At 66.8% G+C, this 15,006-nt stretch carries 16 protein-coding genes; 2 read left to right on the forward strand and 14 right to left on the reverse strand.

All coding sequences use genetic code 11. The features are described 5' to 3' along the window. Positions 1–13: 13 nt before the first annotated feature. Positions 14–361, forward strand: a complete 348-nt coding sequence (locus tag AC1DBD_RS00795) for a YqfO family protein (protein ID WP_441416696.1) — start codon at positions 14–16, stop codon at positions 359–361. Here the strand turns inward: AC1DBD_RS00795 and AC1DBD_RS00800 are convergent. From AC1DBD_RS00800 to AC1DBD_RS00835, 8 genes are all read right to left on the reverse strand, one after another. Next, entirely contained in the window at positions 358–1,767 is a 1,410-nt protein-coding gene (locus AC1DBD_RS00800) for an MFS transporter (RefSeq protein WP_476981213.1), read from the reverse strand. The genes AC1DBD_RS00795 and AC1DBD_RS00800 overlap by 4 nt on opposite strands. 79 nt (positions 1,768–1,846) lie before the next feature. After that, entirely contained in the window at positions 1,847–2,791 is a 945-nt protein-coding gene (locus AC1DBD_RS00805) for a hypothetical protein (protein WP_476981214.1), read from the reverse strand. Between the two features lie 108 nt (positions 2,792–2,899). Further along, positions 2,900–3,712, reverse strand: a complete 813-nt coding sequence (locus AC1DBD_RS00810) for an alpha/beta fold hydrolase (RefSeq protein WP_476981215.1) — start codon at positions 3,710–3,712, stop codon at positions 2,900–2,902. A 762-nt stretch (positions 3,713–4,474) separates the two neighbouring features. After that, positions 4,475–6,130 carry a cytochrome b/b6 domain-containing protein gene (locus AC1DBD_RS00815; protein ID WP_476981216.1) on the reverse strand — a complete coding sequence of 552 codons (1,656 nt, stop codon included), beginning with the start codon at positions 6,128–6,130 and terminating at the stop codon, positions 4,475–4,477. 2 nt (positions 6,131–6,132) lie between these two features. Then, positions 6,133–7,116: an electron transfer flavoprotein subunit alpha/FixB family protein gene (locus AC1DBD_RS00820; RefSeq protein ID WP_441416701.1), complete on the reverse strand. Its 984-nt coding sequence runs from the start codon at positions 7,114–7,116 to the stop codon at positions 6,133–6,135. Between the two features lie 10 nt (positions 7,117–7,126). Further along, on the reverse strand, positions 7,127–7,903 hold the full coding sequence (locus AC1DBD_RS00825) for an electron transfer flavoprotein subunit beta/FixA family protein (protein ID WP_476981217.1): 777 nt from the start codon (positions 7,901–7,903) through the stop codon (positions 7,127–7,129). 211 nt (positions 7,904–8,114) lie between these two features. Then, a complete protein-coding gene (locus AC1DBD_RS00830; protein ID WP_441416703.1) occupies positions 8,115–8,687 on the reverse strand; it encodes an MOSC domain-containing protein in 573 nt (190 codons plus the stop codon). A gap of 43 nt (positions 8,688–8,730) precedes the next feature. Continuing rightward, on the reverse strand, positions 8,731–9,378 hold the full coding sequence (locus AC1DBD_RS00835) for a M15 family metallopeptidase (RefSeq protein ID WP_441416704.1): 648 nt from the start codon (positions 9,376–9,378) through the stop codon (positions 8,731–8,733). A gap of 157 nt (positions 9,379–9,535) precedes the next feature. On the opposite strand from AC1DBD_RS00835, the gene AC1DBD_RS00840 reads away from it, so the two are divergent. Beyond that, complete coding sequence (locus AC1DBD_RS00840; RefSeq protein ID WP_476981218.1) at positions 9,536–10,345, forward strand: GOLPH3/VPS74 family protein; 810 nt, start codon at positions 9,536–9,538, stop codon at positions 10,343–10,345. Between the two features lie 48 nt (positions 10,346–10,393). Here AC1DBD_RS00840 and AC1DBD_RS00845 read toward each other — a convergent pair whose 3' ends face one another. The 6 genes from AC1DBD_RS00845 to pxpA are packed head-to-tail and all read right to left on the reverse strand — an operon-like array spanning position 10,394 to position 14,987. Then, positions 10,394–10,738, reverse strand: coding sequence for a cupin domain-containing protein (locus AC1DBD_RS00845; protein ID WP_476981219.1), 345 nt, complete (start codon positions 10,736–10,738; stop codon positions 10,394–10,396). A gap of 32 nt (positions 10,739–10,770) precedes the next feature. Further along, positions 10,771–11,757, reverse strand: coding sequence for a 5-oxoprolinase subunit C family protein (locus AC1DBD_RS00850; protein ID WP_476981220.1), 987 nt, complete (start codon positions 11,755–11,757; stop codon positions 10,771–10,773). Further along, entirely contained in the window at positions 11,747–12,652 is a 906-nt protein-coding gene (locus AC1DBD_RS00855) for a 5-oxoprolinase subunit B family protein (protein WP_476981221.1), read from the reverse strand. The genes AC1DBD_RS00850 and AC1DBD_RS00855 overlap by 11 nt, the downstream gene beginning before the upstream one ends. After that, complete coding sequence (locus tag AC1DBD_RS00860; protein ID WP_476981222.1) at positions 12,649–14,004, reverse strand: acetyl-CoA carboxylase biotin carboxylase subunit; 1,356 nt, start codon at positions 14,002–14,004, stop codon at positions 12,649–12,651. The genes AC1DBD_RS00855 and AC1DBD_RS00860 overlap by 4 nt, the downstream gene beginning before the upstream one ends. Then, positions 14,004–14,243 (reverse strand): acetyl-CoA carboxylase, encoded by a 240-nt coding sequence (locus AC1DBD_RS00865; RefSeq protein ID WP_091248151.1) that lies wholly within the window; start codon positions 14,241–14,243, stop codon positions 14,004–14,006. Before AC1DBD_RS00865 ends, AC1DBD_RS00860 begins: the two co-directional genes overlap by 1 nt. 36 nt (positions 14,244–14,279) lie before the next feature. Beyond that, positions 14,280–14,987 carry a 5-oxoprolinase subunit PxpA gene (gene pxpA, locus AC1DBD_RS00870; RefSeq protein WP_476981223.1) on the reverse strand — a complete coding sequence of 236 codons (708 nt, stop codon included), beginning with the start codon at positions 14,985–14,987 and terminating at the stop codon, positions 14,280–14,282. Positions 14,988–15,006: the final 19 nt, after the last annotated feature.

Here is a 15,006-nt window from a genome sequence, read left to right on the forward strand (position 1 = left end):
GAGACTTTCAGCCATGGAGCCTATGGATTGCCTGGTCATCTACGTCCCCACCGACGCTGCGCACGCCGTCCGGCAGGCCATTGGCGATGCCGGGGCGGGCAGGCTGGGCAACTACTCACACTGCTCGTTCAGCCTCGAAGGGACCGGGCGCTTCACGCCGCTGCCGGGCGCGACCCCGGCCATCGGCGCCCTCGGTTCCCCTGAGGAAGTCCCGGAAACGCGGATCGAAGCCATTTATCCGCGGTCCCGGCGGAACGCCGTCGTCAGCGCGGCACTGTCCGCGCACCCGTACGAAACCCCGGCCTTCATGACCTTTCCAATCGATGCCAGCCTGCCTGACGGAACCGGTCCCGCGTCCTAGCGGCCGTCCACCAACGGCGATACACCGGCATCCGTCCCCGCGTACGACGCCGAGACCCGGCGGTAGACCGGGGCCAGGAAGGCCAGCAGCGCGGCCGCAATAAGGATGATTCCTGAGATCAGGAACACCAGGGCGATGCCGCGGGATGTCCCCTCGCCCAGCAGCGGGGCCAGTTGGGCGGCCCCCTCAGCGGACCGCGCGTACGGGATGATCCAGACCTGGGCGATCGGCGCGATCAGGAACGCTGTGATCGGCGCGGCGGCGGATTCGAAGGCCATGGCAAATCCAAACACGCGCCCCTGCCGCTGCAGCGGCACCACCCGCTGGATGACGGTCTGCTCGGCGGCCTCGACGACAGGCACCAGGACCAGGTACAGCCAGATGCCGGCGACGTACAGCCAGGCCCACTCCCGGAGCGTGAAGACCGCGCCGAGGAGGCCCATCAGGATCACTGCGAGGAGCATGGTGCGCAACGGGTTGGATCCCAGTCCGAATTTGTTGACCAGCGCCCCTCCTACGATGAAGCCGGTGGCACCCAGTGCCAGGAACGTGCCCCACAGTTCTACCGGGAACATTTCCAGGCCGTAGGGGTCCATCAAGGCCATGTAGACGCCGCCGATGAAATTGTTGAACGTGGAGAAGAGAATCAGCGCGAACAGTCCGGCAACGGCGGCGGCGGCGCCGAGGGAGCCCCGCAGGTCAAAGCCGCCCTGCGCGTCCGTGGCGGCAGCGCGGACCTCCTCGGGCATGCGCAGGGTGAGCACGTGGGCGAAGGCCAGCGCGGTGAGCACCACGGCCACGACAATCGTCCAGCCCATGCCCAGTAGCCCGACCGACACACCGGAAAACACCGAGGTGACGATGAACATCAGCCCCTGCACCATCCCGACCAGCCCGTTGGCGTTGGCCCGCCGGTCCGGGTCGATCAGGATAGTCACCGTGGCCGCGAGCGCGATGTTGCGCATGTTCTCCACCACGGCGCCGAGCAGGACGATCAGCATGAATGTCCAGAACCACGGCTCCGTCAGGTCCAGCAGCGAGTCGGCGGGCGTCAGCAGGAACATCACCCCCGAAAGCACGAACATCGCGAGGGTGAAGGCGGCGGCAAAACGCATGACGGCCAGCTTGCGGTAGCGGTCGACGTACGTGCCGAAGCTGATGCTGGAAAGGGCGATCAGCAGCATGTACGCGCCGCCGACTACTCCGGTGGCGATCACGTTGCGCGTCCCCAAATACACCCAGAATGTCAGCGCAAACCACAGGTAACTGGTGGTGATGTTGGCCAGGCCGGTGTTCAGCAGGATCCCGTAGAAGGTGCGGGAGCGCTGCTTCGAACTTCGCAAGGGGGCGTCGACGGCGTCGGGGGCCACAGCGGTGTGCGGCGGGACCGGTTCGTGCTCGGTCATGCGTCCCAGTGTAATGACGACCGGCCGTTAGGAACACAGCGGCGGCACGGCGGATACAGGCTGCGCTGTTACGGCCGGGTCAGTCGGCGGGCAGGGCCCGCCGACGGCGAACTGCGACGGTCCGGGCACTCAGCCCTGCCAGGGCGAGGACGAAGGCCAGCAGGACGAGGGGTCCTGCCCCGCCCGCGGGTCCCAGGGTGGCCGCCAGGATCTGCCGGCTCATCAACAGCATCTCCTGCAGGTCGCCCGCCGCCACGCGCGTTCCGAGCACGTAATTGACGGAGATAAACAGGGCCGGAACCACCCACAACAGGGCCAGGTCCACCAGCCACACCACGGCACGACGCGCAGGGCGAAGGCCGCACCACGCCAAGGCGCAGCCGACCAGGATGGCGGGAATCCAGCGAGCGGCCGTCGGCACGGCTGCCGGGATGTTGAAGGGCCCGACGACGCCGGCAACCCACTCCACCATCCACGAAGCAAACGGGACCGCCATGAGTCCGACGCCCAGCGCGACCGTGGCCCGCGACGTCGACGAGACCAGCAGGAGGGCGACGAGGGCCGCCGCGACGGACAAGACCACGCCCGCCAGCAGGCCGGCGAAGTACAGGCGGGCCATCGTTCCGCCCGCGAGTCCGCCGTCCAGCACGGTGAAGGACTGGACGGACGCGGTGAACTGGACACCGAGAACCCCGGCTGCCGCGCACCACGTCGCCAGTCGGCGTCGGGCGGGGGACCAGAGACGCACCGCGAGTCCGGCCGCCGCGCCGCCTACCGTGAGGAGGGCGACGATGGTGGTGAGCTCGTACTGGCTGAGCGGCAGAAGCGACGCCGGCATCCGCTCCGGAGCGACCTCGGCGGCCCACAGGTTCTGCAGGGGCAGTTGTGCCCCGGTGATTAACCAGGGGCCCAATCCGAGAAGCCCTGCCAGGATGCCGATCAGCCCGCCCTGCATTGCGTCCCGGGCGGGGGCGTGGCCCGGCGCGTTGTCGGAGACCGTCAGTTCCGTTGCTTGCACGCCCACGGCGGCTCCTTAGTACGGGGATCAGGTAACCAGCGCTAGAGGGGCCGGTCCATCCGGATACTATACCGAATGGATTAATGCCCGGGATGGCCGCGGATGACCGGCATGTCAGGCGCCGGAGTACTCACGCACTCGCGCGAGCCATTCAACAATGAGGGTGTGAGCCAGAGCGGGCTGCTCGTGCAACAGGGCATGGCCGGCGTGATCGAGGACCGCCAAGGTGCAACGCGGGTACTGCCAGGCGAGTTCGGCCGGGGCCGCGCAACCGGCGGTGGAATCCTGCCGCCCGGCCAGAATCAGGACGGGATGAGGGTAGGTCTTCACACTCTGCGGGCGCTCCCGCAGTTCCCAGCGCGAAAAAATACGCGTCAGGGCGGCCTCGTCAACAAGCGGCGCTGACGGAGCCACGGCTTCCCGGAACCGGCGCAGCGTCTCAGCCGTCTGGACCACGAAGTAGCCGCGGTAGGAAGCCTCGAGCTCCGGGCTGAGCTCGACGCCAAGGCCGGCCGATGACACAAGAACCGTGTGTTCAGGCACGTTGCCGGTGCGGGCCCCCACCGGGCAGACCAGCGCCAGCCCGATCACCTGCTCCGGTCTGTGCTGGGCAACGGCACGGGCTAGATACCCGCCATAGGAGTGGCCTATGACAAGAAGCGGTCCAGCCCCGATGGTGTTGTCGATGAAGCCGAGCAGGAGGTCCAGGACATCATCGTTGCTGGCGAGGGCCGCGGGCGCCGGCGTGAGGCCCATCCCCGGCAAGTCAGGGTACAGGCGCCGAAACCCAGAAGCTGCAGTGAAGACCGGTTCGAGGGCATGGGCCATTTCGCGGTGGTCCACGCCGACGCCGTGCAAAGCGAGAACCGGCGTACCGCTGCCGGACTCGACGTAATGCACAGGAACACCGCGGACCGTAGCCTCCATCCAGCCAGTGTAGAGCGCGGGGCTACGCGCGTCCCTTCAGGATCAGGTTCCAGTAGACCCGAGGAAAGATGTCGCGGTCCACCACCCAGGATGCGCGGCTCTCTTTCCACGTTGGCACCTTCGGAATGGAGGGCATGGGCCGGTATTCGTCGTCGAACTCGGCGAAGGCTGTGTCACGGCAAGACGCGGGAGCTGCTGCACGGTTTGGCTGGTCGCCCAAGCGGGGGCCTTGCGGTACGGGCGTACAATAATGATAGAGTCCGCCGCGTTGAGCACCCGCTCCCAGGAGCGCGTATGGCCGTGGATCCGTTCCAGCTTCTACTGGAACAGGAATAAGGGACACCAGATGCCAACCAGTCCGTCTTCGCTTCCGGAACGCAGTCATGGCAGACGCGGGATTTCGTGTTCCGGCCCCGACGGCAACAGGGCCACCGGAGCTTCAGGCGAGAAGCGGATGCCGGAGATCCGACGCCTGGCCATGACCATCATTGGGGCATTGATGGCGGACGCCGACCCGGAGCGTGAGCGCGAAAGACAACATCTCAGCGGACTCGTGGAAACGTATCCCGGCCAGCCGGATGTGGCGCTGGCACAACATTTGTTGGCCGTCAGACGCCCCCTATTCGATGATCAGAATGGCTGGACGGCGGCCGGCCCCCGTTCTCCGGAATCCAGCGCAAACAGGGAACAGGACCGATAGTTCCAGCCTCGACGGTCTGCCTCGATAGCGATTCGCGATCGAGGCATACCGTCGTTTGACGCCTACCGGCTGCTCACCTTCCCGAACAGCTTCGCGAGGGGTGCGAGCACGAGAGGCCGGGCGGCGTACCAACCGGCCGTGGTGATGGCGATGGCGGCCGCGAAGAGCCAGAACCCCACCCAGTTCATCTCGTCGGTGCCGGCGAACATGTGGTTCAGGTTGCGCAGCGCACCGGTCGCGAACACCAGGAACACGTGGACCAGGATGAACAGCACGAAAAACAGCATTGTCGGGAAGTGGAGCGCGCGCGCCACCTCCACCGGGTAGGCCTTGTTCAGCGTCGTCGCGTTCTTGGGCCAGAACTCGCTCATGCGAGCCCCCGTGATTGCCGCGAGCGGGGCCGCGACGAACACCACGAGGAAGTACATCAGCTGCTGCAGGCTGTTGTAGTTCACCCAGCCGTTCTCGACCGGCCAGTCCAGTGTCATGTACTGCAGGAGTGCAGAGAGCGCATTCGGGAACACCTCCCAGCTGGTCGGGACGAGCCGCATCCAACGGCCCGAGGCGAATAGCAGCACCGCGAAGATGAGCCCGTTGGCCAGCCATATGACGTCGAGCGACTGGTGCAACCACAGGTTGATGCTGATCTTCTTGCCACCGCGCTTTGGGGTCCAGAAAGCGGGCGGTTTCTGCTGCGTGCGCACCTGGTAGCCGGAGCGGATGATGAGCACCATCAGGAAAATGTTCAGGAAGTGCGTCCACTGCGCCCACCACGGGAAGCCGGACTCGGCAGCCTCGGGAAGGCTATATTCGCCGGGGTACCTCTCGAGGAACTGCGGCACGCCCGGCAGCGTGGTCACTCCGCGCGCGGCGAGCACAAGGATTGCGGCGGCGGCCACGGCGACGACGGCGAGCTTGACCCACTGGGCCGGGGTGCGGGAGCCGTAGAGCTTTGCTGCGGCCTTCGGCCTTCCGGGCTTTGCGGGCTTTTCGACGGCGACGACGGGCGTTGCCACGGGTGCCGGGGCGGCCGCGGTCGCGGGGGATGCGGGGACCGGTTCGTTCGGCGGCGCCGGTGGCTCCGCTTGGGCAGTGGTCTCCGCGATGACGACGGCGGCAGCCGGGGCAGGAGCCGCGGTAACAGGTTCCGGGGCCGCCTGCACCGCAGCGACAGGAGCGGGGCTGGCACGCGCCGGAGCGGGGCCTGCCGGAGGCCACGGTTCACCGCCGGGGACGCGGGGGAGCCCGCGGCGCAGCTGGGTGGACCCCGCCGCCGTCGTCTGCGCGGCTAGTGCGGTGACCGGAGCAGCCGCCGACGACGTCGCCGTTGGTTCCGCTTGGGGGGTGGCAGCGGCGAGCTTCGCTTGGGCGACCGGCGCGGCCGGCGTCGGAGCAGGCTCGCCGCCGGGGGCCGGAGCCTCGGACACGGACGCCACCGGTGCCGCGACCTCGCCGGCGGGCGGCCAGGGCTCGCCGCCCGGCACCCGCGGCAAGCCCCGGCGAAGCTGCCGCCCGCCCGCAGCCGCTGCCGGGACGTCCACGGCAGGAGCGCTGACTGCGGGCACCGGAGCGGACAGCGCCGTCGTATCTGGTGCCGTTTCCTGCGCAGCAGCCGCGGAGGAAAGCAGGCGCGCGGGTGCTTGGCCTGCTGGCGGCCAGGGCTCGCCGCCCGGCACGCGCGGAAGGCCCCGTCGGATGGACCCGGAATGAGTTGCCATCGCTATTTCTTCCGGGCCTCAAGGGCGCTGATCAGCTGAGGGACAACCTTGAACACGTCGCCCACCACGCCGAAGTCGGCGATCTCGAAGATCGGCGCGTCCGCGTCCTTGTTGATGGCGATGATCGTCTTGGCGGTCTGCATGCCGGCCCGGTGCTGGATCGCGCCGGAAATACCAAGCGCGATATACAACTGGGAGGACACCGAAACCCCGGTCTGCCCGACCTGCTGCGATTGCGGAACGAAGCCTGCGTCCACCGCGGCACGCGAAGCACCAACGGCAGCGCCGAGCGTATCGGCGAGCTGATCAACGAGGGCGAACTGTTCGGCCGAGCCGAGGCCGCGGCCACCGGCGACAACCTTGGCGGCACCGCGCAGCTCCGGCCGCGAGGTGGCGGCGACGGCCTCCTCGAAGGAGTCGACCCGCGCTGCCGGCTTCCCGGAGGGGGTCACCGCCAGGGTTTCCGACGCCGGCGGCTGGGCCGCAGCCCGCGCTTCGATGGAGCCTTGGCGGACCGTGATGACCGGCGCCCCGAACGTGGCCGTCGACGTCACGTTGTAGGCGCCGCCGTAGACGGAGTGGTGTGCCACCACGCCCTCGTCATCGCGGGACACACCGACGGCATCGACGCACACCGCTGCCCGTGACCGGGCGGCGTACCGGCCGGCCAGGTCCCGTCCGTTCAGGGAATGCGAAATCAGGATGGCGTCCGGCTGCACCTGCTCCGCCGCGGCGGCAAGCGCGTCGACGCCCGGCACGCCCAGCGCGGACGGATCCGTAGACTCTGCGATCAGCACGCGGGCGGCCCCCAGGTCCGCGGCCTCCGCGGCGGCGGCCGTTCCGGCGCCGGGCTCGGCAAGCACCAGGGCAACCGGCGTGCCCACCGCGGCGGCAGCGCCGAAGAGCCCGGCCGCAGCCTTCTCAAGTTCACCGGAAGCCAGGGCTTCCACGACGACGAGGATTGCGTCACGAGGGAATTCAGTCATGTCGTTACTCCTACGCCAGTCGGTTTTCGATCAGGAAGTCGGCCAGCTTCTCGCCGGCATCACCCTCGTCAACGATCTTGACGCCGGCAGCGTGCGGGGGCTTCTCGGCCACCGCCAGCATGATCGACCGCGCCGCGTCCGGGTTGTCGGCCGAGATCCCGAGGTCGCCAAGGGTCAGCACCTCAAGGGGCTTCTTCTTCGCGGCCATGATTCCCTTGAAGTTGGGGAAGCGCGGCCCGGGAAGCGCCTCGGTGATGGAAATAACCGCAGGCAGCTTCGCCGATACCTGCTGCACGCCGGATTCCACGCCCCGGGTCCCGGACACCGCGCCGTCGCTGATCTCCACGGCGCTGAGACCGGAAGCAAGCGGCACGTCAAGCAGCTCGGCGAGCATCGCGGGAATCATGCCGCCGGATCCATCGGTGGAGACGTTGCCGGTGATGACCAGGTCAAACTCGACGCGGCGGATCGCGGCTGCGAGGGTTTCGGCGGTAAGCCCCAGGTCAGCGCCCCGGAGCGCCTCGTCGGAGACGTGGACGGCGCTCGCCGCACCCATCGCCAGCCCCTTGCGGATGGTGGCCGTCGCGCCCTCGGGAGCGAGGGAAAGGAGGGTCACCTCGGTGCCATCGTTCGCGTCGGCGTACGTCAGGGCCAGCTCCAGGGCCCGCTCGCCGATCTCATCAATGACTGTCTCGCTGGCTTCACGGTCGGCGAGGCCTGTTTCAAGGTTCAGTTTTCGGTCCCCGTAGGTGTCGGGGACCTCCTTGACTAGGACGATAATCTTCATCGATGACTCTTCCTGTGGCGGGCATGTCTCCGGAGGGGACACGTCGGATCTCCCTAGAGTCTACGAAAGCGAAGCCCGGCCTGGCTGACCGGTCCCGTGTCGCGAACCGGCGGGCGGGGACTTTGCCCTCTTTTGTCAGGACCGCCCGGCGTTCGGATACCGTCTGCTCGTGCCCCTGTGTTTCGTCGGCGAGTCGACGGCATGCGTCGGACTAGGGCAAGCGCGATGGGCGCAGCAGCGTCGGTTCGCCCGCGCGGTCCGGGTCAAGCGGGACCGGACTGATCAGCACTGCCGGGCCGCGGTGCAGGACCCCGTCCGAAAGCACCTGGCACCGCACACCGCCCCGCCCGCGCATAGCTTTGTGGGCGCCCGGGGCGAGCATCGCATCCATCCAGGCGCACGGATGGGCCGGCCGCCCGGCCTTGAGCCGCACCAGCTCGCCGCCGGATTCCAACGCGAATTCGTGACCGAGCAGCGGGGCCAGGTGGGCTCCCCTGATGTGCACATTGCGACGTGTGAGCAGTGGGTCAAGGGCTGCCGTTCCCAGCTCTGCGGCGATGGCTTCGAGGGCCTCGACGGCGAACACGGTGACGGCGGCATCCATGTGCGCGGCCTTGCCGAAGAACCGGTCGCCGACGATGCCCTTGCCGGCCACGAACGTGGCCTGCTCGGCGTCTGCGGTGGGGACGTCGGCTGCGCCCTCCCGTGCGCGGCCGAAGTAGGCGTGCGCCGGCGACACGAGCAGGTGCAGGATCTCGACGTCGTACCTATAGCTAGCCGTCATTCCACCAAGTTATCGCCTCGCGGGGTCCCGGACGTTCTTTGGCTTAGAGGTAATCAGGGGCGGGTTCCAGCTCGAAGTAATCCTCGAGGGTGGGGAAGTCCTTCATCTCCTGGGCGATGGCCTTTCCCACGAAACGCAGGTGCCAAGGCTCGTAGGTGTAGCCGGTAACGTCCTCGGCCCCCGCGGGGTAGCGGATGATGAATCCATAGCTCGCGGCATTCGCGGCCGCCCACTTACCGGCCGGGGTGTTTGCGAAGCAGGCCTGCAGGGCGCAGACCCCACTGGCGTTGCCGATGTCCATCGCCAGCCCGGTCTGGTGTTCGCTGAAGCCGGGCCGCGCGGCGAGGGTATCGGCCGTTGCCTGGCCGTACTGGCGCACGTAGCTGTCGTAGAGGCTTGCCTGCTGGCTGTAAGAACGGTAGCCGCTGACCGGAATGATGTTCACGCCGGCCGACTTGGCGGCTTTGGCTAACTGTTTGTAGGCGTCCGCGGCCTCGGTCCGCAGCTGTTCCCCCTGGACCCTGACCAGCCGGGCCGGCACGTAGGTGGCGGGGTTCAACGGCCGGTGTTTGTTGACCACCACCTGCAGGCTGGAGGCGGAGTCGATGTCGTAGCCCGTCGAGGCTACAGCCGGCACTGATGGTGCGATCATGCCGAGCGTGAGCAGCAGCCCCGCCAGTGCGCCTGTCATCCTGCTGATTCGCTTGAGCACCATGGCCTCCAGAAGTGTCCGGAACAGATGCGGGGAACCTTACCGGTCGGCACGGCGGGAGTCGAGGGCATTTGTCTCCGGGGACCCGGGACGAAATCCTCATGCGGCGGCTGCCCAACCGCGCCACCATGTTGGTATGAACGCTGAAACGCCGAAGCCGGCGGAGCTGAACCTTCCCCAGGCCTTCCTGCTGTTGGCAACGAACGACAAAGACGGCAAACCGGAGGTGCCGGTGTTTGCACTCAGAACCACGCTGGCGGGGGCAATCTTGGCCGAGCTGGAGCTGATCGGTGCCATCGAGCTGCAGGGGAAGAACGTCCGGGCTACCCGCGCCGCCCCGCCGACGGATTTCCAGCACGAGCTGGAGCTCATCCGCGGCAAATCACGGCCTCACACTCCCAAACGGTGGGTCGCCATGCTGGAGGGCCGCGCCGAAGTGCAGCGTGTCTACGAGCGGATGGCGGCACTGGGCATCGTGGAACATGTCGGCGAAAAACACCTCGGCGTGTTCCGGTCCACCCGGTACCCCGAGGTGGACCACGCTTCGAAAGCTGCGCTTCTGAAGAAGCTCGAGGCTGCACTCAGCGGTGCCGCACCGGTCCCCGGCGCACCTGATGCGAAAACGTCCGACGCCGGGGCGCCTCCTTCGACGGTGTCCGACGCCGGGACGTCTCCTTCGACGGGGCCCGACGCCGGGACGTCCGCGGCAGGGACGCCCGTGGCCGGGACGCCCACCGGGGCCGGCACGCCGGCTGCGCCCGCGCCCGACGCTAGGACCACGGCGCTGATTGCCCTGCTGCAAGCGGCCGGCCTGTTCGGCAAGCTCTTCCCGGCGGCAGACCGAGTCCGCGCCGACGAGTTGGCCAAGGACTACTGGCCCGCCCGAGCCGTGGAGGACGAGCTGCGGATGATCAGACTGGCCCAGGAAGAAGCCGCAACCCTCTAGTCCTCTAGGCCGCCGGATGGCTGGCGTCTCGGCGTGAAGGACGCGGGATTACTCCTGGCTGACGATGTCGACCGAGATCTCCACCGCCGGAACGGTTCCTCTGTTCTCCAGCCAGTGAAGAGTTTCCCTATCCTCGGGCCATCCTGCCCCCGGCCCGTAGTCCGTAGCGACTCCATTCCGGTGGTCGGTGATCGTTCCCTGCAGAATGTAGACGAGGCCAGGCCGGCCTTTGTGGTCGTGAACCGGACCGAAGACGCCGCCCGGCTCGATGGTCACCATCCGCATTCGAAGCTGGCGCCCTGCCATGCCCTCGATCTCCGGGCCAAGGTCAACCGTGGCAAGCAACTCCGGCTTAACACCTTTGGTCTCCGGTGCCGCTTGGTCGTTGTTCATGGTGCGCTCCTCCCTGCACGTTTAGCCGTGACTCAACCGCTGAAGCCGAGGGACACCCTGGCGTTCTTCTTGCGTTCAGCGAGTTCCTTGCGCGCCCTCAGGGCTTCATCCATGCTGACGGCGACGAATCTGGTGGACGTGCCGGGGGCGGCCCGGGCCACCAGATCCATGTCGGCGCTGATGACGGTTCCCACCATGGCGTAGCCGCCGCCGGACACGGCATCGCGGTGCAGGATGATCGGCTGGGTGCCGCCCGGAATCTGGATGGACCCAACGGCGTAGCCGGCATCCACGATGTTGGACGGGTCGGAACCGGCCCCAAAAGGCTGCTCCCGTTCCTTCCACTTGACGCCTGGACCGGAGTACCGCAATCCCATCCTGTCGGCCACAGGGGTCACCTTCCACTCGCCGTTTAGGAGGTTATCCAGTCCCTCATCGGTGAGTCTGTGGTCATAAAGGCCCAGCACGATCCTGACGGTCTGCTCCTTTGCGAAGACGGGCCGGAATTCCTCCGGAACAGTATCGGCGTCGGGAACCGCTCCGCCGTTGAGCGGGCTGCCGACAGGAACGTGGTCGCCAGCCTCCAGCTTGCGGCCGTGGAATCCGCCAATAGCGCCCAGGCTGTACGTGGACCGGCTGCCGAGCACCTCAGGCACATCGATACCGCCCTGGACTGCGATGTAGTACCGGGTGCCGCCCTGGATGACGCCGAAGCTGAGTTCGTCGCCGGCCTTCAGCTGCAGCCGGGTCCACTGGGGCCGCGCTTCGCCATTGACCTTGACTTCGACCGGGGCCCCGGTGACGGCAATAACAACATCCTGGTCGGTGGTCAGCGCCGGGCCCAGGTACGTGCATTCGAGGACAGCCTCCTTGGCGGTGTTGCCCACCAGTGCATTGCCCAGTTCGGCGGAGTACTGGTCCAGGGAACCGCTCTGCGGGATGCCGACGTTGTAGTGGCCGGTGCGTCCGTGGTCCTGGACCGTGGTCGCAAGTCCGGGGCTCTTGATATCAAATGCCACTGAGGGCCTCCATGAGTTCCTGGTTGTAGCCTTCGGGATTCGCCAGCGCCCTGGCCAGATCAAAGGTTACGGGCGCCTGCCGGTAGCGGAACGTCCCCGCGGCGATCTCGGCCTGGATGCTGTTGTACTCGGCCTCGGTCACGGGCTTGAACTTCACAATGTCGCCCGGCCGGAAGAACACCATGAAGTCCTTGAAATCCGCCAGGCCCTGCGCCGGATCGAAGATCGGCGCGGCCGCGATGCCGAACATCTGATACCCGCCCGCGCCGCGCACCGAGTAGATGCAGCCGAAGCAGCCGCCGTGGCCCACGGTCAAAGCGGGGGTGTCCGTGCGGGGGCTCAGGTACTTGGGAACCTCCAACTGCTTCTCGCGCTCCACCAGCTGGAAGAGGAACGGCAGGCCGGCGACAAAGCCGACCATCGACACAAGCCACGGCTGCTCGTGATGCCGCTTAATGAATTCCGCGGCATCCTTGAGGTTGTTGACCTTGGCGGCGTAGTCAATGTCGCTGCCGCCCGGCTCCTGATGGAATCCTTCGCGGAAGCGCTCTGCCACTTCGGCTGTGAAGGGATCGTCATACCAGACGGGCACTTCAATGATCCGGGTTTCGAGGGCTTGCTGCTGGTGGTGCGCCAGGTCCCCTTCAATGGTCCGGACGGTCTCTTCAAGGGTCGACGGCGGCAGGTCGTCGGGATCGAACCTCACCAGCAGCGAGGCGTTGGCAGGGCAGATATCCACGATGCCGGGCAGCTCCATCTCCGAAAGCTTCTCGGCGATGGACATGACCCTGAAATTGGCGGCCAGGCTCATGGACTCAGAGACCTCGACGAACAGGAACTCGTCTCCGCCCCAGGTGTAGCGGGCCTCCAGCTCGGCGGGTGCGGGGCTACTCATGGTGCCTCCATCAGATTGTCGACGGTTTCTATGAACTTTGAGTGGTGCTTGACGGCGGCGAACTCGAGCCGGTCCAGCAGCTTCTTGAGCACGGGAATGGTTGTCTTGACCCCTTCGATCCGGGTCCCGTACAGGGCCTCCAGCGCTCCTTCGATGGCGGCTTCGCGGGTGTCTTTGTGGACAATGAGCTTCGCGAGCATGGAATCGTAGTACGGGCTGACCGTGGACCCTGCCTCCACGCCGGCATCGATGCGGATCCCGTCGCCTTCAGGCCATTCCAGAGCCGTGATCAGTCCCGGGCTGGGGAAGAAGTTGTTGTGCGGGTCCTCGGCGTTGATGCGGCACTCGATGGCGTGGCCGCTGAACTGGATGTCCTCCTGCCGGACCGACATGGATCCCGTGGAGGCGATGAGCAGCTGTTCACGGACCAAGTCGACGCCGGTGATTTCCTCGGTGATGGGATGCTCCACCTGGATCCGGGTATTCATCTCGATAAACGCGGCCTCATGGCCTGCCGGGTCGTAGAGGAACTCGACCGTTCCGGCGCCGCTGTAGCCGCATTCCCGGGCGAGTTCCACCGAGGATTCGCGGATAGTCCGGCGGACGGCGTCGGGAAGGTCAGGGGCCGGGGCTTCCTCAATAACTTTTTGGGAGCGCCGCTGCATCGAGCAGTCGCGGTCTCCGAGATGAATGAAGTTGGTTCCGTCTCCCAGAACCTGTACCTCCACGTGGCGGGCGTGCTGCACAAAGCGCTCCAGGTAGACGGTCGGGTCTCCGAAGACCGACGCCGCTTCGCCGCGAGCCATCTCTATGGTCTCCAGTAGTTCGCCCTCGTTGTGCACAAAGCGGATGCCCCGGCCCCCGCCGCCGGCGGAGGCCTTGACCACCAGCGGGTAACCGATGCCGCGGGCCTCTTCCACGGCGTCGGCGTCGGGGTCCAGCGGTCCGTCGGTGCCGCGGAGGATCGGGACCCCCGCCTTGCGGGCGGACTCCCTGGCCAGGGACTTGTTGCCCATCATCTCGATCGCATCGGCGTCAGGACCCACCCAGGTGAGCCCCGCCGCGGCGACCTTCCGCGCAAACGCGGCGTTTTCGGAGAGGAAGCCGTAGCCAGGGTGAACGGCGTCGCAGCCGTTATCCACCGCTGCGGCGATCACGGCGTCCTGGTTCAGGTAGCTGGCGGGGGCAGGGGCCGGTCCGATCACGACGAAGTTGTCGGCTGCGCGCGCGGCCAGGGAATCGGCGTCGGGCTCGCTGGCCACCAGGAGCGTCTCGATGCCCATTTCACGGGCTGTCCGGGCGATTCGCACGGCGATTTCACCACGGTTGGCGATGAGCAGTTTCTTCATCATTAGCCTTCTCGAATGACGATAATGGTGTCGCCCGGATTGACCATTTCGCCCTCGTTGACCTTAAAGGATTCGAGGGTTCCGGCCACATCGGACTGGATTTCGGTGAACTGCTTCATGATTTCGATGATGCCCACGGTCTGGCCGACTTCGATGGTGTCGCCCTCGTTGGCGAAAGGCGGCTTGCCCGGGCCGGGCTTGCGGTAAAAGACTCCGGGGAGGGGGGAAACAATGTTTGCCATGGGGTGCTCGCTTTCAGATGGTTGGATTAATCGGCTCTAGCCCAGGACCGCACGCACGGCGCTGGCCACGGCAGTGGAATTGGGTGCGTCGGAGTGCACGCAGATGCTTCGGAACGGAATGTCCAGCTCGGTGCCGTCAACGGCCAGTACCGGTTCACCGGCCAGGGCGCGGCTGACACGCTCGGCGGCGGCTGCGGGATCGGTGGGAACGGGGCGGCGCTGGATCAGCAGCTCGCCTGCCGGACCATAGTTGAGGTCCACATAGAGTTCCGGCACGAATTCCACGCCCATCGCCCGGCACACATCTTCGTGGGCGGTCCCGGCAAGCCCGTAAAACGGAACTCCGTACTGCAGCGCCGCTCCGGCAGCGGCCCGCATCAGCTCCTCGTCACCGGCCAGCATGCCATAGAGGGCGCCGTGCGGTTTGATGTGGTTCAGCGTGAGACCGTGCTTGCCGAGGAAGGCCGTCAGGGCTCCGGTCTGGTACAGGATGATCGACTCGACCTCGTCAGGGCTGAGTACCATCCGGCGGCGTCCGAAACCCACGACGTCGGGGAGGCCGGGGTGCGAACCTACAGCCACCCCGTGCTCGGCGGCGAGCGCCACAGTCCGGTTCATAACGTCGGGATCTCCGGCGTGAAACCCGCAGGCCACGTTGGCAACGTCGATGATGCGCATGAGTTCTTCGTCGTTACCGAACTCGTGGAGGCCCAGGCCTTCACCCATGTCGGAGTTCAACAGCACACGTCCTTGAGGGCGCGGA

The organism is Arthrobacter sp. 10T419, from assembly GCF_056394105.1.